This window comes from Staphylococcus sp. GDY8P198P (genome assembly GCF_017891615.1).
GTDB lineage: Bacteria > Bacillota > Bacilli > Staphylococcales > Staphylococcaceae > Staphylococcus > Staphylococcus cohnii.
On sequence record NZ_JAESJQ010000007.1, the window covers coordinates 271,587 to 297,075 of the forward strand.

Consider the following 25,489-nt stretch of genomic DNA (forward strand, 5'->3'; position numbering starts at 1 on the left):
TTCACTTTAATAAAAATATTAATGTTATCAATGAACAATAACATTTAACATATGTTAATTATATCGTATGTTCATAAATAAATCATTTTTAGCTATGTTGATTTTCTTATAATTATTTCTTTTATTTTCATTAATAATATTTTAATGGTCAACTGTACGCCAATTTATAATTCAAACTTTAGTAGGATAAATTCTTAGTTGATATTTTTTAATGTTAGTTATAAAATTATAAGTTATAGTACAAATTTCTCTTTACAATATTTTAATGAAACAATCAAAAACTTAACATTAGATCAATATTGTAATATACAAAAAAATCACATACGATGGGGAGCTTCATACATGAATAAATTTTTAAAATACTTTTTAATATTTCTATCTTTAATTCTTGTAGTTGTTCCAGTTATATTTGCCGTTTTATTACTTAAATCGTCACAAGGTGCATTTGAACATTCATTGAATACGAGCGATACATCAAGAGAATCAAGTATTCGTGAATCGAAAATAAACCCGTCTAAAGATCCAATTTCTATTTTATTTTTAGGTATCGATGATAATAGTGGTCGTCAAAAAAATGGTCAAAGTACTGAACAATCAAGAACTGATGCAATGATATTATCTACTTTTAATGCAGATAAAGAACAAATTCGAATGCTAAGTATTCCACGCGATACGATTAGTTACATTCCAGAAGTTGGCTATTATGATAAAATCACACATGCACATGCATACGATGGACCTACAGCTTCTATGGATGCTGTAGAAGCTACATTGAATGTTCCTGTTGATTATTATGTAAGAATTAACATGGAAGCATTCGTGGATGCCGTTGATGAACTCGGTGGCATTGAATATGATGTGCCATATAATATTTCTGAACCAAATACAAACGATACTGGGAAAATTAAAGTGAAAAAAGGACATCAAAAGCTAAATGGAGATGAAGCTTTAGCAGTTGCTAGAACACGTCATCAAGATTCAGATTTAAAACGTGGTCAAAGACAGATGGATTTAATCAAAAAGCTATTTATTAAAGCTCAAAAGGCAGATTCTTTCAGTAAATTAGATGATGTAATTGAAATAGTAGGAAAAAATGCTAAACATAATTTAAGTTATAAAGAAGTAAAAGCATTAGCCACTTCTTACTTAAAAGATGATGTTGAAATTAAAAGTAAACAACTAGAAGGTCAAGATGATTATTTGAATGGTGTTTATTACTATAATCCTAATATTAAAAATATAAAAGATACTGCAAACCTTTTGCGCAGCGATTTAAATTTACCTAAAATTAAGGATACAGACGATTTCTTGAATAAACGTGTTATCGACTTTTATGGTACACTCGTACCACAAACTGAAATTGACAGTAGCTTATTACGTAAAAATCAAAAAGATAGCTCTGAACAAGATGAAGACAATTCAAATTCACAATCAGAACAAAATAATTCAAATTCACAAGGCACAAATTCAACAAATGAAAACCAACAAGATAATATGAATCAACAAGATAATAATCAAACGACACAGCAACCAAACGATTCATATCAACAACCTGATTCAAACCAACAAATAGATCCTAATCAACAGCAACAGGATCCAAACCAACAACAAAACACGCAAGAATTACAAACAAATTTATATTAGGCTGTAGAGAGGAGATCGCGACATGTCACGAAAAACATATGAAAAATTAGCAAATATAAACGGTATGTTTAACGTTTTAGAACAGCAATTAATCCATAGTAAGGATATGGCACTTTTTAGAAATGAATTTTTCTATGTTAATCACGCACATCGTGAAAACTATGAAGCTTTACGAATCTACTACAAGGATAGTGAAACCAATCCTGTTGTAGATGGCGCATGTTATATCGTAGCCCTACCTGAAATTTTTGATAAAGTTGATGTTTTTGAATCAGAACTACCTTTTTCTTGGGTTTATGATCAAAATGGAATAACTGAAACAATGAAAGAACTCAGTGTACCGCTACAATATTTAATTGCAGCAGCGCTTGAAGTAACAGATGTTAATTTATTTAGACCATCCGGTTTTACCATGGGCATGAACAATTGGAATATTGCACAAATGAGAATTTTTTGGCAATATACTGCATTAGTACGTCAAGAAGCTCAATAATTCATTAAATAACTACCCTATTACATTATAATTGTGATAGGGTAGTTTTATTATATTTAAAAAAGTGAGGTTTTATCATGTTCGAAGTAGTTACTACATCCGAAATGTTAGATGATGCATATGAAATTAGAAAAGCAGTTTTTGTTCGTGAACAAGGTGTGCCAGTTGAAAATGAAATAGACCAATTTGAATCATCCGCCACTCATGTTATTGGTTATGATGAACAGCACTCCCCTTTTGCTACTGGAAGATTTAGACCCTATCAAAATGGAGCGAAAATTGAGCGTGTAGCAATTTTACCGACACACAGAAAGTCAGGTTATGGCAAAGCATTAATGCTTTTTATTGAAGAAGCAGCTAAAAATCGTGGATATCAAACGTTATCGCTTAATGCCCAATGTCATGCGCAACGCTTTTATGAATCCTTAGGTTATAAATCTTCAGGTGATATTTTTTTAGAGGAAAATATTGAACATATTTTAATGAATAAAACAATTTAAGCTAAAGTATTTAATAAAGTTGTATTTAATGTACATCTTTACAATGTAATATTCTAAAGAGTGTAATATTTTAATATATTTAAAATTAGGCGTATTTCCGCCTTTTTTTAAATTATATCTTCTTTTATAGTGTCTTAATAAGATTAATTTTATATTACAAATCTATGAAATCAATTCAATTAAACTATCTTCGTATTATAATGGTATTAAATATTAATAATAAAAGGGGCAGTTAAATGACTAATAAAAAGTTGAATTATAAGGTACCTTCAATAGTTGCATTGACATTAGCAGGTACAGCTTTGACAACCCATTATGCACATGCAGCTGATAGTACACAAGATCAGAAATCAAATAAAAATGTGTTAAATGATGAAAATACCTTAAAACAAAGCGAAGAAATAAAATCTGAAGTAAGTAAACCAACGACAAATATTTCAGGAACACAAACATACAATGATCCAAGTCAAGTGCAAGAGCTTAAATCTGATGAACCTGAAAATTATGATGCACAGTTAGATGAACTTAATAAAGACACATCAAGTCAAAATACATATCTTACTCAGAATCAAGAAGACCAAAATAATTCTAACGTCAATAATTACACAGAGACTCATACTGAACAATTAGCAACTGACGCTCAAAATGAAAGTGCTCAAGATGAAAGTAATGATGCTTCTAGCGTTACAGGTAATACAGATGATAATGCTAATGTTGTTCAAAATGACGATACTTCAGATGTTTCTAATACAGAGGCACCTTCTTCTAATTCCGAAAATGAAAATCATGTTGCGTCTAACAGTTCTGAAGATACAGACGACAACACTAACGTTGCTCAAAACGATAATGATTCAGAAGTTTCTAATACAGAGGTAAATTCTGAACAACCAACTTCTGATTCGCAAAATATAAATAATGATGCTTCTAACGTTGCAGATGATAAAGATGATAGCAATAATGTTGCTCAAAATGATAATGATTCAGAAGTTTCTAATACAGAGGTAAGCTCTGACGATTCAACTTCTGATACTGAAAATGAAACTCATAATGCTTCTAACGAGACTGAAGACAAAGACAATAACACTAACGTTGCAGATGATAAAGATGATAGCACTAATGTTACTCAAAACGATAATGATTCAGTGACTTCTAATACAGAGGTAAGTTCTGACGATTCAACTTCTGATGCTGAAAACGAAACTCATAATGTTTCTAACGAGACTGAAGACAAAGACAATAACACTAACGTTGCAGATGATAAAGATGACAGCACTAATGTTGCTCAAAATGATAATGATTCAGAAGTTTCTAATACAGAGGTAAGCTCTGACGATTCAACTACTACAAATGAGTCTGACAAAGAAGCACAAACTAAAAAGGTTAATACTTTAGATTCAGATATAAATACTTCAGCTAAAACGGGTCAAATTTATAAAAGTGATGCAACACCAAAATTAAGAATGGCTAGATCAGTTAGTACTCCTACTATAGCTACAAGATCAGCTGTCACTAAAGAATCTACAACTAAAAGTTCATTACCTAAATATACGCCAAAAGTAAATTCATCAATAAATAATTATATTCGTAAAAACAACTTCAAAGCTCCTAACTATGAACAAGATATCGCAAGTTATTTACCAAAATATCAATATCGTTATGGTAAACCTGAAGGTATCGTTATGCATGATACTGCAAACGATAATTCAACAATTACTGGTGAAATTAATTACATGAAAAATAATTATAATAGCGCATTTGTACATGCATATGTAGATGGTAATCGTATAATTGAAACAGCTAATACAGATTATTTAGCATGGGGAGCTGGCCCAGCTGCAAACGATCGCTTTATTCATGTAGAATTAGTCCATACACATGACTATGATTCATTTGCGCGTTCAATCAATAACTACGCAGACTATGCAGCTACAAACCTACAATATTATGGACTTGCTCCTGATAGCGCTGAGTACGATGGTGTTGGAACTGTTTGGACGCATAAAGCTGTAAGTAATTATTTAGGTGGATCAGATCATATCGACCCTCATGGTTATTTAGCTAACCATAATTATAGTTATGATGAACTTTATGATTTAATTTATGAAAAATATTTAATTAAAACAGGTAAAGCTGCTGCTTGGGGTACCACTTCATCTGGAAGTACAAGTGGAAGCAAGAACGAATCAAATGGTTCTACTACAAAACCATCTACTAATACTGGTAAATTAACAGTATCAACTAACAACGGTGTTGGTCGTATAAATACAAGTAATGATGGTTTATATACCACTGTTTATGATCAAAATGGTAAGAAAACAAGTAAAACAAATCAAACTTTAAAAGTTACAAAATCAGCCACTTTAGGAAACAAAAACTTTTATTTAGTTTCTGATTATAATAAAGGTGATTTAATAGGATGGGTACATCAAAATGATGTAAGTTATAACTCTGCTAAGTCCGTTGTTAAAAACAACCAATCCTATAAAATCAAACCTGGTGAAGTTGTTTATACTGTACCTTGGGGCACTAGTTCTCAAAAAGCAGGCACAGTTTCAGGTAGTTCTAGTCAAACATTCAAAGCATCAAAACAACAGCAAATTGGCAAAACAAATTATGTTTATGGCACAGTAAATAATTTATCTGGTTGGGTAAGCTTAAGTAAATTAACTTCGACAAGCAAAACAGCTACTTCCCCTACTACAAATAATCATTTAACTGTCAATACACTTACAAGTCAACAAGGTACAGTGGCTAAGACAAATCATGGTGTTTATACATCTGTATATGATAAAAAAGGTATTCAAAAATCTTATGTAAATGGTAAAACTTATAAATTAAGCAAAAAAGCTACATTAGGAAATAATTCATTTTATTTAATTACAGATAATAAAACAAATACTAACTTGGGTTGGATGCAAACAGGTGATATCACTGTTAAGGAAGCAGTTACAAAAGCTACTGCTACACCAACGACATCAGTTAGTAAAATCGGACAATTAAATACAAATAATTCTGGTATTAAAACAACTGTTTATGATAAAAAAGGTAAAAATGCTTCGAAATTTGCTGGCCGTACGTATACGGTAACTAAACAACGTACGCAAGGTAATAACACTTACGTGTTAATTCAAAATACTAAACAAAATACACCTATTGGTTGGGTTAATACTAAAGATATAAATACGCGTGACTTAAGCAAAACAAAAGCTAAAACTGGACAATATACTGTAAAAGCAACGAACAATGGTTTATATGCAATTCCATGGGGTACAAAAGCTCAGCAATTAGATACTCAAAATAATATTAAGAATAGTAAATTTAACGCATCAAAATCTGTGTTTGTTGATAAAGATGAGTATCTATATGGAAATGTAAATAATAAAACTGGATGGATTTCAGCTAAAGATTTAAATAAAACTCAAACACAATCAGCTGTCACACCACAAAAATTCGACTATGTTATTTACAATGCAAGCGGTAATTATTACTTGAATCCTAACGCTACAAAATCAGCTGGATCATTGAAAGGTTTCCATGAAAGCATCTTTACTGTTTTTGAAAAACAAATCATTAATGGTGTAACTTGGTATCATGGTAAGTTATCAAACGGTAAAATTGTTTGGATTAAAGAAAGTGATTTGCGTAAAGAACTAGTAAAATATTATAAATCTAATCTTACTTTAGATCAGGCTGTCGCGTTACAACATGGTATGAAATTCAAACCTCAAATTCAACGTACACCTAGAAAATGGGAAGATGCAACAGCGAGTGAGATTAAAAATGCTATGAATAGTAGTAAACTTGCTAAAGATCCAACCCAAAAATACCAATTCTTACGCCTAGATAAATCTCAAAATATTTCTGGTACTGATTTAGATAAATTACTAGTTGGTAAAGGTATATTAGAAGGTCAAGGTGAAGCATTTAGTGAAGCTGCAAAAACTTATAATATCAATGAAGTTTACTTAGTTTCTCATGCTCTACTTGAAACTGGAAACGGTACTTCTAAGCTTGCTAATGGTGGCGACGTAGTAAATAATAAAGTTGTTACTAATGGTGCTAAAAAATATTACAATATGTTCGGTATTGGAGCCGTTGATAAAGATCCTGTAAAACAAGGTTTTGCTACCGCTAAAAATAATGGTTGGGATACTGTTAAAAAAGCAATTGTCGGTGGTGCTAAATTCATCGCTAATTCATACATCAATCAAGGGCAAAACACTTTATATAAAATGCGTTGGAACCCTGATAATCCAGGCGTACATCAATATGCAACTGATGTAGCATGGGCATCTCATAATGCTACACGTATTAAAGGGTTCTATGATTCTATGAATAAATTAGGTAAATATTTTGATATAAACACATATAAATAACAATAAACCATAATTATGTATATTTAAAAACATAGATAAACCTTAGGTGATATTTTACCTAAGGTTTATTTTTTATATAATGTAATACAATTTAGGAATTCTATTACTAACTAGAGCCTATAGTTCTGTTTATTAGTCACATTGCTTTGTTTATTTTATAGCAACACGGATTTTCCAAATTATTTTAGAAACCTTTAAAACTATAACAATAACTTCTTTTGGGTAATGCAAACTCTTTTTCAATTATTAAATATGAATTTTAACTTTCTGTTTCTAAACGTTTTGATTAATTTGAGCTTTATAACATTAAAAAGAACTAATCCTTATTCATAAGGATTAGTTCTATATTTTAATCATAAAAATTTTGTTGCAGTCATTTTTAATTTTTATTATCAGATGCTGCTAGAAATTTTAGCGATTGTTTATCGTCTATTTTATATAATTATGATGGTTGTTTAATTTATTTAATAAGTAATTTAAGTTTTCAATATCATTTGATGTTAAATTTTGACATCTTGCTTCAATCAAAGCTACCCTAACTTCGTTAATTTGCTGGACAAGGGCTTTCGTTTTTTCTGTAATCATTAAATCTTTACACCTTAAATCTTTATTTGACTGTTTGCTGGTAATATAGCCCATTTGGCATAACTTTTTGATCCACCTAGACACTATAGACTGTTCTTTATTAATTTTCATTGTTAAATCGTACTGCGATAGCACATTATAATGATACAAAATCCTTAACATTTCTAACTGTTCGGAAGTTAAATCTTTACGTTGGCCGAACCTTCTACTGACTAAATTTAAATCATTACTTGTAAGTGTAATTAATTGTTCTAGTTGTTTATACATGTTGTTTCATCTCCACTACTTTAATTAAAATGTTTAATAGCATTTAAATTTATTATTTTATTTTCTAATATTATAATGTTATTCCGCATAATATACAATAATAATCTACAAAACAGTCGGTTTTGTTGCATTTGTCATATGTTTTATAATAAATTAGAAACAGTGATTATAAATTTTTACCTGCATTAAAAAAGGAGCAACTACATGACACAGATAAAAGAAAGAGATTATTTCTTCGACAATGCGAGAATGATATTAATATTTCTTGTTGTATTTGGTCATTTATTACAACCATATACTGAAGAAAGTAAATATCTTTCGTCACTTTATTTAACTATATATAGTTTCCATATGCCATGCTTTTTGTTCATCTCAGGTTATTTTGCTAAAAAAGCAGGCAAGGCTGGTTATCTAGAAAAAGTTTCAAAAAAATTATTGGTACCTTATTTTATTTTCTTTGGCTTTTTTACCTTTTACTACTATTTCACAGGAAAAGAAGACAGTGTTAAATTTGATCCATTTGACCCTGTATTTGCATTATGGTTTTTACTTACATTATTCTTCTTCCATGTCATATTAGTTATAGTCAAAGATTATAAACCATATTTTGTATTACCAATATCCATCATTATTTCTTTATTTGCAGGTTATTCAGATGACATTGACAATTATTTAAGTTTTTCAAGAACAATCATGTTCTTCCCTATTTTTTATTTAGGTTATTTATTTACTAGTGAACATACACGTTTATTAAGAAGTAAAAAATTCATGCCGATCGCTGTCAGCATCCTACTCCTTTTTTATATCATTTATACTTTACATCCTATAAACGCTGATTGGCTTTTAGGTGATTCACCGTATATGTCACTGGAAGGTAAACAAGATTTATATAGTCCAATTAAACGATTACTATTATACTTTATTATTTTAATTACAATGTTTTCTTTCCTTAATTTAGTACCTGAAAAAGAAAGATTTTTCACATACATTGGTCGTCGCACTATGTATGTATATTTACTACACGGCATTGTAATTGGTATTATACGTGGTTTTGATATTTATCCATTTAAAGATCAGATCTCTATAATGACTTATATCTATCTAATCTTACTCACAAGTATTATTGTATATGTATTATCAACAAGATTTATATCTAAGTGGACCAATCCAGTCATAAACTTGCAATCCCCTGCCAATTTTAAAGATTAATACGATATTCAACCGATTTGTAGTTGTTTCAAATATGTTATGATAGTAGTAATTTGATATTAAAAGCTAGTCATACTTATTTATCTACAGATCGGTATTTTTATTTTGAGGTGAAAAACAATGAAGCTATCTTTAAACGACAATTCTAAATTTTTAACGGCACCAAGTATTAGGCAATTTTCAAATAAAATTAAAGATATTGATGATTGTATCAATTTAACAATCGGACAACCAGATTTCCCTATGCCTGATGTCGTAAAAAACGCATATATTAATGCAATAAAAGAAAACCAAACGAAATATTCCCATAACAAAGGATTACTTGAAACACGTAATGCAGTCGGTCATTACTTTAAACAACGTTATGGTTTTCATTATAGTTCTGATGAAATCATTATTACAAATGGTGCTAGTGAAGCACTAGACACAGCTTTAAGAAGCATAATTAACCCAGGTGATGAAATATTGATCCCTAGTCCTATTTATGCCGGTTATATCCCATTAATTAAAACACTTGGTGGAATTCCGGTATATATCGACACTACAAAATCAGATTTCAAAATAACGCCTGAAGCAATCAAGCAAAATATATCACCAAAAACAAAAGCAATTCTTTTAAATTATCCTACTAACCCTACTGGTGTCATTTTAACTTATGATGAAGTTCATGCACTTACAGAAGTGTTAAAAAACGAAGAAATCTTTATCATTAGTGATGAAATTTATGCAGAGAATACGTTTAGTAATAAACACTGTTCTTTTGCTGAATTTGAATCAATCCGTGATCAATTATTGCTTGTAAGTGGATTAAGTAAATCTCATTCTGCTACTGGTATTCGTATTGGTTTTTTAATAGGTCCTGAATATTTAATTGAAAAGTTAACATATATGCATGCTTATAATTGTATTTGCGCAAATGTACCTGCTCAAATTGCTTGTATAGCAGCGTTAAACGAAGGATTAGACGCGCCTCATTATATGAACAAAGCATATATTGAAAGACGAGATTTTTTAATCACAAAACTTCAAGCTTTAGGTTTTAAACTCGACGCTAAACCAGAAGGTGCTTTTTATATCTTCCCAAGTATTGAAAATTTCACTGAAAATGATTTTGATTTTTGCGTAGATGTACTTGAAAAAGCACATGTTGCAATGGTACCAGGTTCTGCTTTTACAGATATCGGTAAAGGCCATGTGCGTATTTCTTACGCCTATGAACTTGATGCTTTAAAAGAGGCTATGAGAAGATTAGAGCTTTATATAAAAGAACACTATGAATAACAATATGTTAATTTGTAGTTTAAATATTTTTATCAATTTTAACTATGGCTATATATGTATTCAATATTTGAGCCTAAAACCTAATTGAATACATACATGTTGTTTTATGCGTATTAACATCCAACATCAGACTTCAGCATAAAAATTGATGAACTGTAACATACAGTCAGTCATTATAGTGATTAAAAATACTTGTATTTAAAGTGATTCGTTGTAAGGAGGCGTATGAGGAGAACTTTACTGGTAAATGTCTATATATTTAGACAGAGGTGAATTTCTGGAAAAACATCTATGTTTTAGGAAATACGATATAAAAGAGGCTCGTAAATGAATTTCAAAGAAAATTCATTTACGGGCTTCTTTTATATTATGATTTATTTTTCAGATATATACGTTTTATTGATAGATGTTTTTTTCAGCAAACTTTTTCATTAATTTATAATATATATCTATATCTTCCGAACTCATATTAAACTGTGTTAAAACTTCATCTGAAATTTGTTCAAATTTCTCTTTTAACCCACTACCCTTTTTTGTCAATTGGACTTTAACTCTACGCTCATCCTCTTCTGTTCTCATACGTTCAATTAATCCTTTTTTTTCGAGTCTTTTAATAATTGGGCTTATTGTACCAGAATCTAAATATAATTGATCGCATAAGGTTTTTATAAATACAGGTTTCGAATTTTCAATATATAACATCACCACATAATTGGGAAAGCTAATATCATACTGCTTTAGATGTTTATTAAATTTATTTACTATCTCTTTACTAGAAACATAAAACAGAAAACACATATCCTGCATAAGGTCTTTATTTTTATATTGTGCCATTCATTACTCTCCTCTGCCCTTTTTTATTATATTAATAGAAATTTTATTTTTGGTCAAATATAATAACAAAATGTTTAAAAATTTTAACATTGCTAGTATTAGTCAATAGAATATTCTGAAAACGAATTTCACTCAATTTACATGTTTTACAATTGCTTTTTAATAATAAATTTAAAAACTATATTTTCATATTATATTTCAACTTTTTTCCTTAATGAAATGTATATTTTATAAATATTGGATTTATGAGCTTGAACACTTTTTTTGATCCTAATACTTACGACTAAGTATAAAATAGTGAATAAATGGCTATAAAATTGTATAAAAAAATCGTTAATTTCTATATTATCTAATAGAAATTAACGATTTTTTTTAGCTTAGCCTCATAACTTATAGTCACAACACACTAATTTATTAATGTATTGCTTTTAAGCAATTTTGCTTACGGGAATTTAGGGAATTGATCAAAATCAGGGTTACGTTTTTCCTTAAACGCATCTCTACCTTCTTTAGCTTCATCAGTTGTATAATACAATAGCGTAGCATCGCCCGCCATTTGTTGTAATCCTGCTAATCCGTCAGTATCAGCATTCATTGCCGCTTTTAAGAATCTTAATGCTGTTGGAGAATGTTGCATGATTTCTTCACACCATTTTACTGTTTCATCCTCTATATCAGCTAAAGGTACAACGGTATTTACTAAGCCCATATCTAAAGCTTCTTGTGCATTATATTGACGGCATAAATACCAAATTTCACGTGCTTTTTTATGTCCTACAATGCGAGCTAAATATCCTGAACCATAACCAGCATCAAATGATCCTACTTTTGGTCCTGTTTGACCAAATATTGCATTATCTGCGGCGATTGTTAAGTCACACACAACATTCAAGACATTTCCTCCACCGATGGCATATCCTCTAACCATCGCAATTACTGGTTTTGGAATAATACGTATAAGTCTTTGTAAATCCAACACATTAAGACGCGGAATTTGGTCATCACCAACATAACCACCATGGCCACGTACTTTTTGGTCTCCACCTGAACAGAATGCCTTTTCACCTTCACCTGTTAAGATAATAACTGAAATACGTTGATCATCTCTAGCTCTTGTAAAAGCATCTATCATTTCTTGTACAGTATTTGGTGTAAATGCATTACGAACTTCAGGTCTATTGATAGTTACTTTTGCTATACCATTATAAAATTCGTACTTAATCTCTTTATATTCTTTAATTGTTTCCCATTGTCTAGTCATTTTGCTCCTCCTTAAAAATAAAACCTAACACTATTTTATCAAATTCTGTCATTTCTTCCACATGTACAGTATGACCACTACCATCAACTTCATATAAGCTCGTTTCTGGTATTAAATCGCACATATTATAAGCAGTTTTTATAAATTTTTCATCTAAACTTCCTACAATTATACACGTTGGAACTGTAATGTTTGCTATTTCGGGCCATAAATTGGGCATATGGCCTGTGCCATAGTCTCTTAAAGCTTTTGCTAATCGTATAGGGTTTTGTTGCAATCGCATTCGACGAATTTTTTGTTTTATTTCTGTACTTAAACCATACTGACTTTGAAATAAAGGTAATTTTTCCCAATCATTTACAAAAACTTCTAATCCAGCTATTTCTAAAACTTTTGCACGCGCTTGATCAATTTGTATTCTTTCTATGCGATCGTCTTCATCTGCAATACCTGGAGAACTACTTTCCAATATTAAACCATCTAAGTGATGTTTTCCATGGAGTACGTAATATAAAGCAATTCTACCACCCATAGAATAACCATGTAAAAAAATACGATATGATGACTTAAATGAAGTTAATGTATCATCTAATGATTCGCAAATAAATTCAAAATTCCAAGTATGATTTTCACTTGATTGATCAAGCCCATGACCTGGCAAGTCAATAGTTAATACATTTATTTCATCTGTGAACGTTTTGATATGTTCATCAAATGTCGATTGATCACTTATAAATCCATGCAATAATACGAGCAAATCTTTTGAGTTATTTGTAGTTTGATGAAATTTATAATGTAACATCGATAATATCACTCAATTTCGTATAGAGATTTTGGTGTTGATTTAAATTCTCATCACGGTTTGTAATGATTTCATATATATGCGCACCAAGTTTTGATAGCTCAGCATATTTAAAAGTCTCAATTGTTTCAAAACATCTGTAAGAGAAATCATAAAGTAATGCAGCATGTTCAAAGTTTAATCCTGTCGGTGTACCAAAAAGTCTTTCAAAATAAATATCAGCTGACGACTTTTGTGGTAGAAAGGAAAAAATTCCGCCACCATCATTATTTAAGAGTATGATATTTAAGTTGATATTATTTAATTTTGACATGAGCAGACCATTCATATCATGATAGAATGCTAAATCACCTATTAATAATGTTACGCGTTTATGTGCCGCCATTCCTATCGCAGTAGAAATAACACCATCTATGCCATTAGCTCCTCTATTAGCATAAACCTCTGCTTCACAATCTACAAATAAATTATCGACATCACGGATTGGCATACTATTGCTAACAAACAGCGCATCTTCTTTCGTTAATTTATCTAATACATTCGCTACAAAAGCTGATTCATCTGTAGCAGTTCTCAAATAGTCTTTGATTTGAATATGTGCTTGTTTTTCTAATGATTGCCATTTTTCTAACCAATTTTTACGTTCTACAGTAGGAATTTCAGAAAGTTGTCTAAAGAAATCATTGGCCGACATTTCGTAAGATACATGTGGTACCTTTGGAAATGCATCTGGTTGATCATTATTTTGCACTAATATTTGAAAAGCTTCTGTGGCTTTTAACCATTGATTTACTTTTTTAGAAATCACTGGTTTACCTACGCGAATAATAAAATCAGCATTTATAGATAACCCCGATCTATACAATAAATCATAAGTTGTCACTACATTAGGATGATGTTCTTTACGTAATTGGCTCAAAGGATCTGCTAATATAGGCATGTCATGGATCGTCGCAAAAGTAAGTATTTGATCGACATCTTGATGTTGCATATCACCTACAACAATTAGTCCTTTGCGTTTTTGCATAATCGCTTTGATTTCATTCAAACTTGCTGTCTTTTGATAATGTGGCAATATCTTACTATCTGAACTTAACCATTCTACTTTTTCTAAGTTCGGAGTTAAAGGCTCCCTAAATGGTAAATTCAAATGTATTGGCCCACGATGTGGTCCATAAAAATATTGACTTGCTTTTTGCATTTGAAAATTTATAGTGTCTAACAAATAATCTTGTTCTTCATCAGCATCCGCTATTGGAAAATCAAATTGATATTGAACATAGTTCTCAAACATATTTGTTTGATTTATCGCTTGAGGTGCACCTATTTCCCTTAATTCATGTGGTCTATCACTCGTCAAAACGACCAATGGTAAATGACTTAAATTACTTTCTGCAATCGCAGGTGTATAATTGGCAGCCGCAGTACCTGATGTACATAAAATTGCAACTGGTCTTTCACTGCCTTTCATTAATCCCATTGCAAAAAAAGCAGCACTACGTTCATCTGGATGAATCCAAGATTTTAGTTTAGGATGTGCCTCTATAGCAATAGCTAAAGGCGTTGAACGTGAACCAGGGCTTATTACTACTTCTCTTATGCCATATGCATATAGTTCTGAGACTAATGTAAAAACTTGTTTTGTTAAAGCGTCTGTGTAATTATTCATATTTCTCTACTCCTAAAGCTTTCATCATCGGATTGAATTTAACAGCAGTTTCTTCTACTTCACTATCAGCATCAGAATTTTGTACAATACCGCACCCAGCAAACAAAGTAGCTTGATTCTTTTTAATTAACATAGATCGAATCGCTACGATAAACTCACAGTTATCATACATATCAATATAACCTACTGGAGCGCCATATAGACCTCGAGTACCAAACTCATTGTTTTCAATATAAGAAATAGCTTCTTCTTTAGGATAACCACCTAATGCTGGTGTAGGATGAAGATTATCCAATAATCCAATATATGAATTCTGGATTAAATGCCCTTCAATTTTTGTATATAAATGGTATAAATGATCGTTCGTTAAAATTTGTGGTTTTTTATTAAATTTTATTTGCTCTACATAAGGCTTGATATCATTTAATATACTTTTCACAACAAAATGATGTTCATTTAAATTCTTTTTATCATTTAAAAATGCATCAATGTTTGCCTTATCTATGTCATCTCGATGTGTTCTTTTAATCGTACCAGCAACTGCTTTAGTTGATAGCACATCATCTTTTACTTCCATTAATTGCTCAGGGGTCTGAGAGAAAAAGACACTGTCCTTTGATTCAAGCACAAATAAATAGCTATTGTGTTCACCTTGCATTGCCCTATTTAATATATATGGAATGTTAATGTTTTTATCAAACATAATAAGTCTTTTTCTTGCAAGTACAATTTTTTTATTTTCATCTAAAATATCAATTGTATCTTTAACTAGGTCACGCCATTCGTCTTTATAGATATCGTCAATTCTTTTTATTTCCCCTATCTCATCACTAGGTTGAACGTCCTTTTGCGTAAGTTTGTCAATAATTGCTAAGAAAGCATCCATCTCAAACTTATCAGCTTCGACAGTATACGTTATAAAAGATTGTCCCTCTTCCATCGTGACGAGTACTTCAGGCAAGACAAAATGATTAATACCAAACTCACGCCATTCATCACCTGATTTGTGTGTTGAAAATTGGAAACCGCCACAGATTTTCAAATGATGTTTTTCAGAATTTGGATGTATTAACTCAATATCATTTTTATACTTTTCCCACTCACGAAAAATAGATTGTTTATTTTCAAAATCGTTTTTAAATCTCGTAATAGCATGATAGCCAAAGAATGAAGTTTCGTTGTCATTTTTCTTGAAATAAAAACGGTCTCCTGCACAATCTTCGGTTAAATGAAATAATAATGTAGGTTCTAATTCATAATCTAATTTTGCTTCTACAGAAACCCAAGTTTGGTTACTTTCGTACACCGCTTCGACAATTTCACTTTCCTTGACATCTAAAGTCATCTATTTCACTTCTTTCATTTCATTATCTGTTTACACTCATTATAATATTGTACCACTTTTCACAATCTGTGTACGTTTTTCAGCTTATTTCATGTAGACATTTTTTACGTAAGTTGACCTTTATAACTTCTTCTATTAAAATTAATTTGATAAAAATTAATTATATTAAAAGAATTCGAGGTAAATTATTATGGCATCTCAATACCAACAATATTCAACAGTCAGAAAATACTGGCATCTAATGCGGCCACACACTTTGACTGCTGCAGTAGTTCCAGTTTTAGTAGGTACTGCAACTGCAAAAATATTCCTCCTAGGTAGTGAAGATCATCTAAAGCTTAGCTTATTCGTAGCTATGTTAGTCGCTTGTTTACTTATCCAAGCAGCTACTAACATGTTTAACGAATACTATGATTTTAAAAAAGGTTTAGATGACCATACTTCAGTAGGTATCGGTGGCGCAATTGTGCGTAATGGCATGAGTCCAAAATTAGTCATGAACTTAGCCATAACGTTCTATATTATCGCAGCAATATTAGGCATATTTATCGCTTCCCAAAGTTCATTCTGGTTACTACCGATTGGGTTAGTATGCATGGCCGTAGGTTACTTATATACGGGTGGACCATTCCCTATTTCTTGGACGCCTTTTGGTGAACTATTCTCCGGAATTTTTATGGGCATGATCATTATTTTAATTGCTTTCTTTATCCAAACTGGTAATTTACAAAGTTTAGCAGTATGGATTAGTATTCCAATCGTAATTACAATTGGACTTATCAATATGGGCAATAATATCAGAGATTGGGCAAAAGATAAGGCAAGCGGTCGAAAAACATTACCCATTTTATTAGGAAAAAATAATGCTGTACGCTTTTTAGCATTGATGTATATCGTTGCTTATTTACTCGTTATCTACATCACTTTCTTTAAACCTGGTGGTTCAATTTTCTTCTTGCTAGCCTTATTGTCATTCCCAATGCCAATCAAAGCAGTTAGAAGATTTAAAAAGAACGACACACCTGAAACAATGATGCCTGCAATGGCTGCTACAGGAAAAACTAATACTTTCTTTGGTTTCCTTTATGCATTAGGTATCTATATAAGTGCCCTATTAGGTGGTATTTAATAACAACTAATTTTAAGCTTTATGCTTATATATACAAAATCGTTCTTCATTCATTTGATGAACGATTTTTATTTTTAACAAATATACGCTAAATATGTACTAAGTGGTAATGCATATGACCATATAAATCAAATTCGCTCGTAATTTCAAAACCTAATTTTTCATAGACGCGTAATGCTGTAAGATTATCTATATCACAATTTAAACTCCATTTTTCATCTGGGTAGTTCGCAATGACATGTTTGATCAATTTCGTTGCTACACCATTCCCACGGTAATGAGGAAATGTTGCTACAGTTTCAATATACCATTCATCATCATTAGCCTCTTTCATAGGCATAGGTGTACCATAGGATTTTATATCTGCTTCTAAATCCATGTCTAGCCACGCTTGTTCCAGTTCTAATTCCTTATTGCCTGGATATGCAATTAAACATCCTGCTACATTGCCATCAATTTCATACACCCATACATTACTAATATGCCCTCTATATTTTACATCTACCATACTTTGTTCCATTATTTTTAACAAACGAAACTTTTCGACTTCTTTTACCATATCGATGTCTAATTGACTCCAAATGAGATAACATAATTCTGCAATATCTTTTTTGTCACTAGGTTTAGCTTTTCTAATCATTTTATTTCTCCTTTATTTATAGCAATTATTAATTCTATTATATATGAATCAAATTAAAATTTCGATGTAATAACAACTTTATAACTCAAATTTTGTAACATTGTTTTGTTTGTTCAATTCCACTATTTAAGAGATAATTAAAATAAGAATCTAGATAACGAAAGGACATTATACACATGAAAGTAAACAAAGTCATTTACGTCGTGCTTGCATTTCTTTTAGGATGGTGTGGCATCCACAAATTTTACTCAAACCAATTACTAAAAGGCATTATTCACTTAATATTTTTCTGGACTGGTATTCCCTATATTATTGCTATCATTAGTGGTATCTTAACAATTTTCTTTAACAAAGCAGATGAAAACGGGCTCATCACTTTCGAAAAATAGTTTTAAACTACCGCATAAAAATTTCATATATTTTCATTACTCTGATAATAAATGGGTAAAGGTATGTATGAAGCATGTATGAGTTTCGATGAGGAGGTAAAAGTTTATGAATATTATAAAACGTGTTTTTAGAACACTGATTGTCGGTTATATTGTAAGAGGAATTAGAAATTTAATTAGTAAAAAAACAAAATAAAGTTTGCACATAAAATATAAGAAAATTAAAGTCCCACTATCTCAATTAAATGAGTTAGTGGGACTTATGCATAATAAGATTGGCTTTTATTTATTTTTAACAAAATAAAAAGAACGCTGATATATCAACGTCCTTCTTGTATCCAAAATATTCATTTGGATATACTCTTATGTTTTTACGGAAACGGAGGGATTCGAACCCTCGCGCCGCTCTCGCGACCTACACCCTTAGCAGGGGCGCCTCTTCAGCCAACTTGAGTACGTTTCCAATGGCTCCACAGGTAGGACTCGAACCTACGACCGATCGGTTAACAGCCGATAGCTCTACCACTGAGCTACTGTGGATAAATAGTATCTCTAATCAAGCACAAATATTATTATATCAATTAATAACAAATTTTCAAGTCATATCACAAAAAAATATGCAGAACATTTACACTAAATTAATATAATATTCCGCATATTCTACTTTTACATTAATATTTTTAATAAACTTTACTATTTACTTTCAAATAAAGAATATTTAGCGAGTGCTTCATATATATTTAATTGAGGTTTTGTGTAATCTATGGGAGACTCTGGATCAAAAGTGGCAACTCTTGCTGCTCTATCCATCATATAATAATAATAAATGCCATTTAAATATTGATGTTGCATGCTATGAGCTGAGATATTCACAACGATAGATTGATTATCAACAAAGTTCACTCTACATTTTTTATCTTTTAGTGATCTAATACTTTGAACATAATGGATATTGATCCATGTATTTTGTGTTTTTCTATCAGAATGTGTCGGGAAAAAATAAGTGGGAAATAATGGAGTAAATAAAATTGGGGGCTTGCTACTAATGCCTGTAATACGAATTGTGTCCTCTTTTTTAAAAACATAGCTACTACCATAAAATCTACAAGAACGATCAATGATTTTGTGGGTGCGTTCTTTTATCGTACTTTCGTCTTCTTTATATCTTAGTACTCGTGTACCTTCATATTGGCCAACAGGCAAATGGCACGGTTGTAATGTCATATCACCTTTTTTAATAATATACGGTTGTATCATAGTTGTAACCTCCTTGCAGTTTTGGTGATACTCAAATAATATAATATCATCATTTTAAAATCAACTTATATTATAAAATAATTTCTATATATTCTACAATTAAATTTTAGTTGCGAATCTTTTTCTATTTTTTAATTATTGAAAGTTTCGTTTTACACTTATTTTTTCGGAAAAGTCAGAATATTCGTTGATTTAAAAATCAAAACCTTGTATAATATATTTTAAATATAGATAGAGGGGTTGTGTTGACAATGAAACATAATACACATGTAAAATACAATACTTTAGAGTCTTTTGTATCTACAATTAATGACTTAGGTATTGAATTAATTATTGATGAATCATTAAGGAATGTACGTAAACAACAACTAGAAAATCTCATCGATCATGCGCTTAAAAATAAAAACGAGAATGATTTCAAACGTTATACAGAAGAATACAAAAATTTGGAGGCATATCTCGTTGGTTAATTTAGTCATAATTTATTTAAAATAAGGTCTATTCACTAATTAATTATAGTTAGCGAATAGACCTTTTATATAGTTTATTTAAGACATTAACCTGATTAACTCATATCTATCAATATCTCCAAAGTAATGATAAATATCATAATCTGCTAAAGCTTCTTCTATACTATCAAAGTCATGCAATGTACCTTCCAATGCATGTTCTAATTCAGTAACGTCTCCTACGCCAAAGAAGTCACCGAAAATTTTAGCATGTTCAATTCTTCCCTTTTTAACATCCAATTTAATTTGAACAAAACCTTTTTCAAATTTTTCTTCTCGTTCAAAATTATATTTAGGATTTCTACCGTAATTCCATTCCCAAGTTCGATATTTTTCATTACTCAATTGCTCTATGTTGGCCCAATCCTCGTCTGAAAGTTTATATTCTTCAACTTGTGTCGCCTCACCAAATATTGTTTTTAAAATAATTTCTTTAAAAGTATCAATATCTAATGGTTCAGTTAAAAATTCTGAGATGTTTGCCACCCTACTTCTCACAGATTTAATGCCTTTTGATTTGATTTTTGCAGGGTTCACACGCAAAGCATTTTGAACTTCATTTAATTCACTATTTAGCATTAAAGTTCCATGGCTAAACATTCTGTCTTTTACTTTGACCATCGCATTGCCTGAAATCTTGGCTTTACCGACTTGAATATCGTTACGACCACTCATTTCAGCATCTAAGCCAAGTGATTTCAATGCTTCTACAATAGGTTCAGTGAACTTTTTAAAATTGTGAAAACTATTACCATCATCATCCGTTATAAAACTAAAATTAAGGTTACCTGTATCATGGTACACGGCACCGCCACCAGAAATACGTCTGACTACATCTATACCATGTTCATCAATATAAGGTTGATTAACTTCTTCAATCGTATTCTGGTTTTTACCAATAATAATTGAAGGACGATTGACATAAAATAGAAAATAACTATCGTCATTCGGCATGTGTTTTAAAACATATTCTTCCATTGCCAAATTTAAAGTTGGATCGGTAATATCATTATTACTAATAAATTTCATTTACTGCACTCCTTTTCCTTTTATTGCCCTTACCTTATTTATGCAATATTTTTGTTAAAAAAGCCAATCATTTAACTGATTTATACTAATTTTTCTAAAAAAAGAATGATAACTGTATATTTAAAGGTTATTTGTTTATTTGTCTGTAGTTTTTTTGTATAATACTATCTAGTTAGCATTTCTAGGGAGGATTCAATATGACTGTTGCAGAAGTCGGAAATATAGTGGAATTTTATGACGGTTTAAAAGGCCGCGTAGAAAAAATTAATGATAACTCTGTAATTGTAGATTTAACAATTATGGAAAACTTCAATGATCTAGACCTGCCTGAAAAAACTGTCATCAATCACAAGCGATATACAATCGTCGAACAAGAAGGATAGTTTATATGAATAGAATTTCAAACGCTTTAATCTGGTTTATTGTAAGTTTTATCGTATTTCACATTATTTTATATATAATGTGGGGTGAAAAGCAAGAATACTGGTACCTTTATACTGGTATCATGCTCATCGCAGGTATCAGTTATATCTTTTACCAAAGAGATATTGAGTCAAAAAGACTATTAACATCTCTAGGGATAGGTATTATTACTGGTATCGTGCTCATTATTGTACAGCTTATTTTAGCGGTTATCTCATCAGATATTCAGTATACAGCACTGATTAAAGAGTTAACGCGAACAGGCGTATATTTTAAATGGCAAATGTTAGTTACATTATTATTTGTAATACCATGTCATGAACTCTATATGAGAACTGTATTGCAAAAAGAACTACTCAAATTAAACATTCCCATGTGGTTAAGCGTATTAATAACAGCAATTTGTTCTGCTTCTTTATTTTTCTATCTAGATAAAATGTGGATTGTTTTCTTTGTGTTTATCGTTCAAATTGTACTTTCATTAAGCTATTATTATACGCGCAGAATTGCTACGACTGTAATAGCACAAATTGTTGCAGTTGTTATTCTATTAATTTTCCACGGTTAAATTGAAACGGAAACTCAGGCTTATGAATGATGTGAAAAAGGGTTGAGATATTAACCCCTTTATCCGAATTTTAAAAGAGATTAGCCATAAATAATCTCTGCACGAAAATAAACGCCAACTTCTATTGAAATAATATAGAAATTGGCGTTTTCTTTGGTTTCGTGACATTTTTTATAGCTAATGATGACAATCAAACTTTATGTGTCATATCATATAATAACGTTAAATGTTTGTTTTTGTTCGATATGGTAATCCTTATCTTTTAAATTTCTAGAAATTAATTCTACCATTGTAATTTCTCCAGTTTCATGTATAACAGCATTTTCTAAATATTGCTTGTAGTTTCTATAGCAGTAATCAGTCATGCTTACACGATACATGTGATCCAATTTAATATTTTCTAATGTTACACGGTGATAAGGTTCAGCATTCATATCAATGGTGTAATGAACACCTTGCCAAAACGTACATAAGGTTTCATCTACAATTGTTAAACTCAATGCGCCGTCACTAAATTCTATATGTGAATAGCAATATTCTAAAATATCGTGAATTTGTTGACCTTTCATGGTTAAATCAACAGGAACATCTGGATGAGGATAAGCATTGAATAAATCTTCATTTGTAATGATGCCTCTGAGCCCTTCTTCGCCACTCGTTGGTAAGTGCACACACGATATATCATAATCATAGGCTAACCGAATACTATCATGCAATAACTGTGTAAATGGATGTGGTTTTGTAATAACATCACTCAAACCATTTACCTCAGCTGATAGAACATTTTCGTTTATGCTTTCTTCACTCCAATTACAAACTGTTTTTCTATCATAAAAAGTCAAATCTAATAATGCTTGGTCTTCTGGATAATGATTTAGATCTACGATTTTAGAATTGACATTTTCTAATTCATATGAATTTGTACGCTTTTTAAAGTTAATTTTCACATGAATAAGTTGTTCAGCATTTTGTCCAGCTTGCACATAAAGCGTTTGATCATCTCTACCAATGAATGTTTGATGTTGATGACCAGTGATTAATAAATCAATAACGCCTAAGGTTTGCATTATTTTTTCCGCTTCATTAACATTTTGTTCACGTTCATTTGATGTTTTATTTAGTTGATTAAGCCCACCATGGTATATAACAATTAAAAAGTCAGGCATTTCACTTTCGTGGATAAATCGAATCCAGCGTTTAGAAGAGCGCAATGTTTTTTCAATCCGTACATCATTTTCCATTTCAAAATGTTCACGCTCCATTAAACCATCTGAAGTTAAACCCACAATTGCGATTTTCACACCTTCAATTTCTTTAATTGTATATGGTGTAGAAAAATATGGTTCTTTCGTACGTTTATATTCAATATTTGCGGATAACCATGGGAACCTCGACAATGATACAGCCCTCGAAAAGAATGACAGTCCAAATTTAAATTCATTAGGACTAATACCACTTGCATCGTATTGCATGGCATTCATTAATTTTATCATTGGATGACGCTTATACGGTGCTACAACTGCATAATAAAAAGCTGCTAACGAACCTGCTAAACTACCACCACTATCTAATAGAATAACGTGATCATTTGTTTCTCTAATACTTTTAACATAAGAGCCTGCTCTATAAATATTTGAATTATTTTCACCACTTTGAAAATAACTATGCATATCAGAAGTAGTAATAATGTCTATTGCGATCTTTTCACTTTTTTTCATTTGCCTCTCCCCTCATTAATCATAGTCTAACACGTTTCTAAAATAGCTTGAAATAATTATGAACATATATGATTCGCTATATATGTTCCCTTTATTTAAAAATTAAAAGCACCAGTACATCATTTGTTAGATATACTGGCGCCATGGTCTCACAAATTATTAAGTTCAGATTTACTTTTGACAATCAACCAATTTGAACGCGTTCTTTAGGATAATGGAATTTATCTGGTTCTCTACGTCCACCAATCATAATGATAAAACTGATTAAGCCAACACGGCCAATGAGCATCAATAACATCAAGACGCCTTTACTCATATCATTCACATCACCTGTAATACCCAACGATAATCCACATGTTCCAAATGCTGACATGACTTCGAAAAATGCTTGTAAAAATGATACCTTCCCATTTTCAACAACTAGTATAAAAATCATGCTCGTAAAAGTTAATATACTGGCCATGATAAATACAGCAAATGAACGTTGAACATCAGTAATGTGAATCTCACGATTAAATGCTTTGATAGATGTTTTCTCAGGTTGGTTACTAAAGTTTAAAAGGAATAATATTAAAATAGCAAAGGTCGTTGTTCTAATACCACCACCTACTGAACTTGGAGATGAACCTATAAACATTAGTATACCCATAACGATATTCGTACCTTCACCAAATCCGCTTACATCAATAGTTTGAAGTCCCGCACTTCTAGTGGTTGCTGATTGAAACAATGCATAAAATAACGATTTATGCCAACTTATATTTTGAAAAGCTTGGTTATGTTCAAATAATAGAATAATTATCACACCAAAAATAAACAAACCAAAATATGTTACCGTTGTAATTTTTGCAAATAATGAAAATCTAAAATTAGGAATTCGATTTTTTATATATGCCTTCACTTCTATTAATACAGGAAAACCAATTGAACCTAACATAATTAAAAACATAACGATTGTTTGTACAAAATAATCATTTGCATAAGGTATAAGTGACTGTCCTGTTATATCAAGTCCACCATTTGTCGTCGCCGATACCGATACAAATAATCCTTGCATGATTGCATATTGTATATCCGGGGTATCTCTATAAAAATAAAATGCTAATAGTGATGCACCAACAAGTTCTATAATGATGATTGTTCGAACAATATCTAGAATCAATTTCACAGTGCCACTCATCGTATGTTTATTATTATCTAGCATAATCAATTGACGTTCGCGCATACCGATATGCTTACCTAAGACAACCCATAACATGGTTCCGATGGCCATAACACCAATCCCGCCCAAATTAAGTATCAGCATGATTATAACTTGACCAAAGGTTGTGTAAGTATCAATAATATTAACTGGCGTTAGTCCTGTTACGCTGACACCAGACACTGCAACAAACAATGAATCAATTGGATCTACAGACACATTGGACTTATGAACAAAGGGCAAGTTCAGCATTAAAAATGCCACAATAATAGCCACGATATAATACATTACAATCCCTTGTTGAGGACTTGATTTTTTTAACAATTGGTTGAAAATGGACAACGTTTCTTCACCTCAACG

The 25,489-nt window shown here is 31.0% G+C and carries 23 protein-coding genes and 2 tRNA genes; 12 read left to right on the plus strand and 13 right to left on the minus strand.

Annotation, left to right across the window (positions count from 1 at the left end; translation table 11 throughout):
- The first annotated feature begins 342 nt into the window (after positions 1-342).
- The 4 genes from KA824_RS08440 to KA824_RS08455 all read left to right on the plus strand — a co-directional run bounded on the left by KA824_RS08440 (position 343) and on the right by KA824_RS08455 (position 7,013).
- Positions 343-1,644: an LCP family protein gene (locus KA824_RS08440; protein WP_107384703.1), complete on the plus strand. Its 1,302-nt coding sequence runs from the start codon at positions 343-345 to the stop codon at positions 1,642-1,644.
- 22 nt (positions 1,645-1,666) lie between these two features.
- Positions 1,667-2,137 carry a DUF2538 family protein gene (locus KA824_RS08445; protein WP_019468155.1) on the plus strand — a complete coding sequence of 157 codons (471 nt, stop codon included), beginning with the start codon at positions 1,667-1,669 and terminating at the stop codon, positions 2,135-2,137.
- Between the two features lie 77 nt (positions 2,138-2,214).
- Positions 2,215-2,637, plus strand: a complete 423-nt coding sequence (locus tag KA824_RS08450; RefSeq protein WP_107384690.1) for a GNAT family N-acetyltransferase — start codon at positions 2,215-2,217, stop codon at positions 2,635-2,637.
- Positions 2,638-2,873: 236 nt separating this feature from the next.
- Positions 2,874-7,013: a GW dipeptide domain-containing protein gene (locus KA824_RS08455; RefSeq protein WP_181187535.1), complete on the plus strand. Its 4,140-nt coding sequence runs from the start codon at positions 2,874-2,876 to the stop codon at positions 7,011-7,013.
- A gap of 429 nt (positions 7,014-7,442) precedes the next feature.
- Here KA824_RS08455 and KA824_RS08460 read toward each other — a convergent pair whose 3' ends face one another.
- Positions 7,443-7,865: a MarR family transcriptional regulator gene (locus KA824_RS08460; RefSeq protein ID WP_181187536.1), complete on the minus strand. Its 423-nt coding sequence runs from the start codon at positions 7,863-7,865 to the stop codon at positions 7,443-7,445.
- 204 nt (positions 7,866-8,069) lie between these two features.
- Here KA824_RS08460 and KA824_RS08465 point away from each other — a divergent pair, with 204 nt between their 5' ends.
- Complete coding sequence (locus tag KA824_RS08465; RefSeq protein WP_107384693.1) at positions 8,070-9,074, plus strand: acyltransferase family protein; 1,005 nt, start codon at positions 8,070-8,072, stop codon at positions 9,072-9,074.
- A 120-nt stretch (positions 9,075-9,194) separates the two neighbouring features.
- Positions 9,195-10,355, plus strand: coding sequence for an aminotransferase class I/II-fold pyridoxal phosphate-dependent enzyme (locus tag KA824_RS08470; RefSeq protein ID WP_107384694.1), 1,161 nt, complete (start codon positions 9,195-9,197; stop codon positions 10,353-10,355).
- 396 nt (positions 10,356-10,751) lie between these two features.
- Here the strand turns inward: KA824_RS08470 and KA824_RS08475 are convergent, their stop codons facing one another.
- From KA824_RS08475 to KA824_RS08495, 5 genes are all read right to left on the minus strand, one after another.
- On the minus strand, positions 10,752-11,189 hold the full coding sequence (locus tag KA824_RS08475; protein ID WP_107384695.1) for a MarR family winged helix-turn-helix transcriptional regulator: 438 nt from the start codon (positions 11,187-11,189) through the stop codon (positions 10,752-10,754).
- A gap of 442 nt (positions 11,190-11,631) precedes the next feature.
- Positions 11,632-12,450, minus strand: a complete 819-nt coding sequence (gene menB / locus KA824_RS08480; RefSeq protein WP_181187537.1) for a 1,4-dihydroxy-2-naphthoyl-CoA synthase — start codon at positions 12,448-12,450, stop codon at positions 11,632-11,634.
- On the minus strand, positions 12,443-13,252 hold the full coding sequence (gene menH, locus KA824_RS08485) for a 2-succinyl-6-hydroxy-2,4-cyclohexadiene-1-carboxylate synthase (RefSeq protein WP_107384697.1): 810 nt from the start codon (positions 13,250-13,252) through the stop codon (positions 12,443-12,445). The genes menB and menH overlap by 8 nt, the downstream gene beginning before the upstream one ends.
- A complete protein-coding gene (gene menD / locus KA824_RS08490) occupies positions 13,239-14,921 on the minus strand; it encodes a 2-succinyl-5-enolpyruvyl-6-hydroxy-3-cyclohexene-1-carboxylic-acid synthase (protein WP_107384698.1) in 1,683 nt (560 codons plus the stop codon). The genes menH and menD overlap by 14 nt, the downstream gene beginning before the upstream one ends.
- Entirely contained in the window at positions 14,914-16,266 is a 1,353-nt protein-coding gene (locus KA824_RS08495; protein ID WP_107384699.1) for an isochorismate synthase, read from the minus strand. Before KA824_RS08495 ends, menD begins: the two co-directional genes overlap by 8 nt.
- A gap of 190 nt (positions 16,267-16,456) precedes the next feature.
- Between KA824_RS08495 and KA824_RS08500 the strand changes: the two genes are divergently transcribed.
- On the plus strand, positions 16,457-17,395 hold the full coding sequence (locus KA824_RS08500) for a 1,4-dihydroxy-2-naphthoate polyprenyltransferase (RefSeq protein ID WP_107384700.1): 939 nt from the start codon (positions 16,457-16,459) through the stop codon (positions 17,393-17,395).
- Positions 17,396-17,483: 88 nt separating this feature from the next.
- On the opposite strand, the gene KA824_RS08505 is transcribed toward KA824_RS08500, so the two are convergent.
- Positions 17,484-18,035 carry a GNAT family N-acetyltransferase gene (locus KA824_RS08505; protein WP_107384701.1) on the minus strand — a complete coding sequence of 184 codons (552 nt, stop codon included), beginning with the start codon at positions 18,033-18,035 and terminating at the stop codon, positions 17,484-17,486.
- A gap of 176 nt (positions 18,036-18,211) precedes the next feature.
- Here KA824_RS08505 and KA824_RS08510 point away from each other — a divergent pair, with 176 nt between their 5' ends.
- Together KA824_RS08510 and KA824_RS13015 are read left to right on the plus strand one after the other, a co-directional pair.
- On the plus strand, positions 18,212-18,424 hold the full coding sequence (locus KA824_RS08510) for a TM2 domain-containing protein (protein WP_107386261.1): 213 nt from the start codon (positions 18,212-18,214) through the stop codon (positions 18,422-18,424).
- 106 nt (positions 18,425-18,530) lie between these two features.
- Positions 18,531-18,620 carry an SAR1012 family small protein gene (locus KA824_RS13015; RefSeq protein WP_019469096.1) on the plus strand — a complete coding sequence of 30 codons (90 nt, stop codon included), beginning with the start codon at positions 18,531-18,533 and terminating at the stop codon, positions 18,618-18,620.
- A gap of 178 nt (positions 18,621-18,798) precedes the next feature.
- Here the strand turns inward: KA824_RS13015 and KA824_RS08515 are convergent.
- The 3 genes from KA824_RS08515 to KA824_RS08525 all read right to left on the minus strand — a co-directional run bounded on the left by KA824_RS08515 (position 18,799) and on the right by KA824_RS08525 (position 19,681).
- Positions 18,799-18,887 (minus strand) — tRNA-Ser (locus tag KA824_RS08515).
- 2 nt (positions 18,888-18,889) lie between these two features.
- Positions 18,890-18,964 (minus strand) — tRNA-Asn (locus tag KA824_RS08520).
- 153 nt (positions 18,965-19,117) lie between these two features.
- Positions 19,118-19,681: a competence protein ComK gene (locus KA824_RS08525; RefSeq protein WP_107384866.1), complete on the minus strand. Its 564-nt coding sequence runs from the start codon at positions 19,679-19,681 to the stop codon at positions 19,118-19,120.
- A gap of 251 nt (positions 19,682-19,932) precedes the next feature.
- Here KA824_RS08525 and KA824_RS08530 point away from each other — a divergent pair, with 251 nt between their 5' ends.
- Positions 19,933-20,151: an IDEAL domain-containing protein gene (locus KA824_RS08530; protein WP_019469091.1), complete on the plus strand. Its 219-nt coding sequence runs from the start codon at positions 19,933-19,935 to the stop codon at positions 20,149-20,151.
- Positions 20,152-20,229: 78 nt separating this feature from the next.
- Here KA824_RS08530 and lplA read toward each other — a convergent pair whose 3' ends face one another.
- Positions 20,230-21,219, minus strand: coding sequence for a lipoate--protein ligase (gene lplA, locus KA824_RS08535; protein ID WP_019469090.1), 990 nt, complete (start codon positions 21,217-21,219; stop codon positions 20,230-20,232).
- A 197-nt stretch (positions 21,220-21,416) separates the two neighbouring features.
- On the opposite strand from lplA, the gene KA824_RS08540 reads away from it, so the two are divergent.
- Both KA824_RS08540 and KA824_RS08545 read left to right on the plus strand, forming a co-directional pair.
- The gene (locus tag KA824_RS08540; RefSeq protein WP_002508073.1) at positions 21,417-21,602 is read left to right on the plus strand and encodes a YkvS family protein; all 186 of its coding nucleotides are present in this window, start codon (positions 21,417-21,419) and stop codon (positions 21,600-21,602) included.
- Positions 21,603-21,607: 5 nt separating this feature from the next.
- Complete coding sequence (locus tag KA824_RS08545; protein ID WP_107384867.1) at positions 21,608-22,210, plus strand: CPBP family glutamic-type intramembrane protease; 603 nt, start codon at positions 21,608-21,610, stop codon at positions 22,208-22,210.
- Positions 22,211-22,419: 209 nt separating this feature from the next.
- Here the strand turns inward: KA824_RS08545 and KA824_RS08550 are convergent, their stop codons facing one another.
- On the minus strand, positions 22,420-23,928 hold the full coding sequence (locus KA824_RS08550; RefSeq protein WP_107384868.1) for a bifunctional metallophosphatase/5'-nucleotidase: 1,509 nt from the start codon (positions 23,926-23,928) through the stop codon (positions 22,420-22,422).
- A gap of 184 nt (positions 23,929-24,112) precedes the next feature.
- Positions 24,113-25,471 carry a TrkH family potassium uptake protein gene (locus KA824_RS08555; RefSeq protein WP_181187538.1) on the minus strand — a complete coding sequence of 453 codons (1,359 nt, stop codon included), beginning with the start codon at positions 25,469-25,471 and terminating at the stop codon, positions 24,113-24,115.
- Between the last annotated feature and the right edge of the window lie 18 nt (positions 25,472-25,489).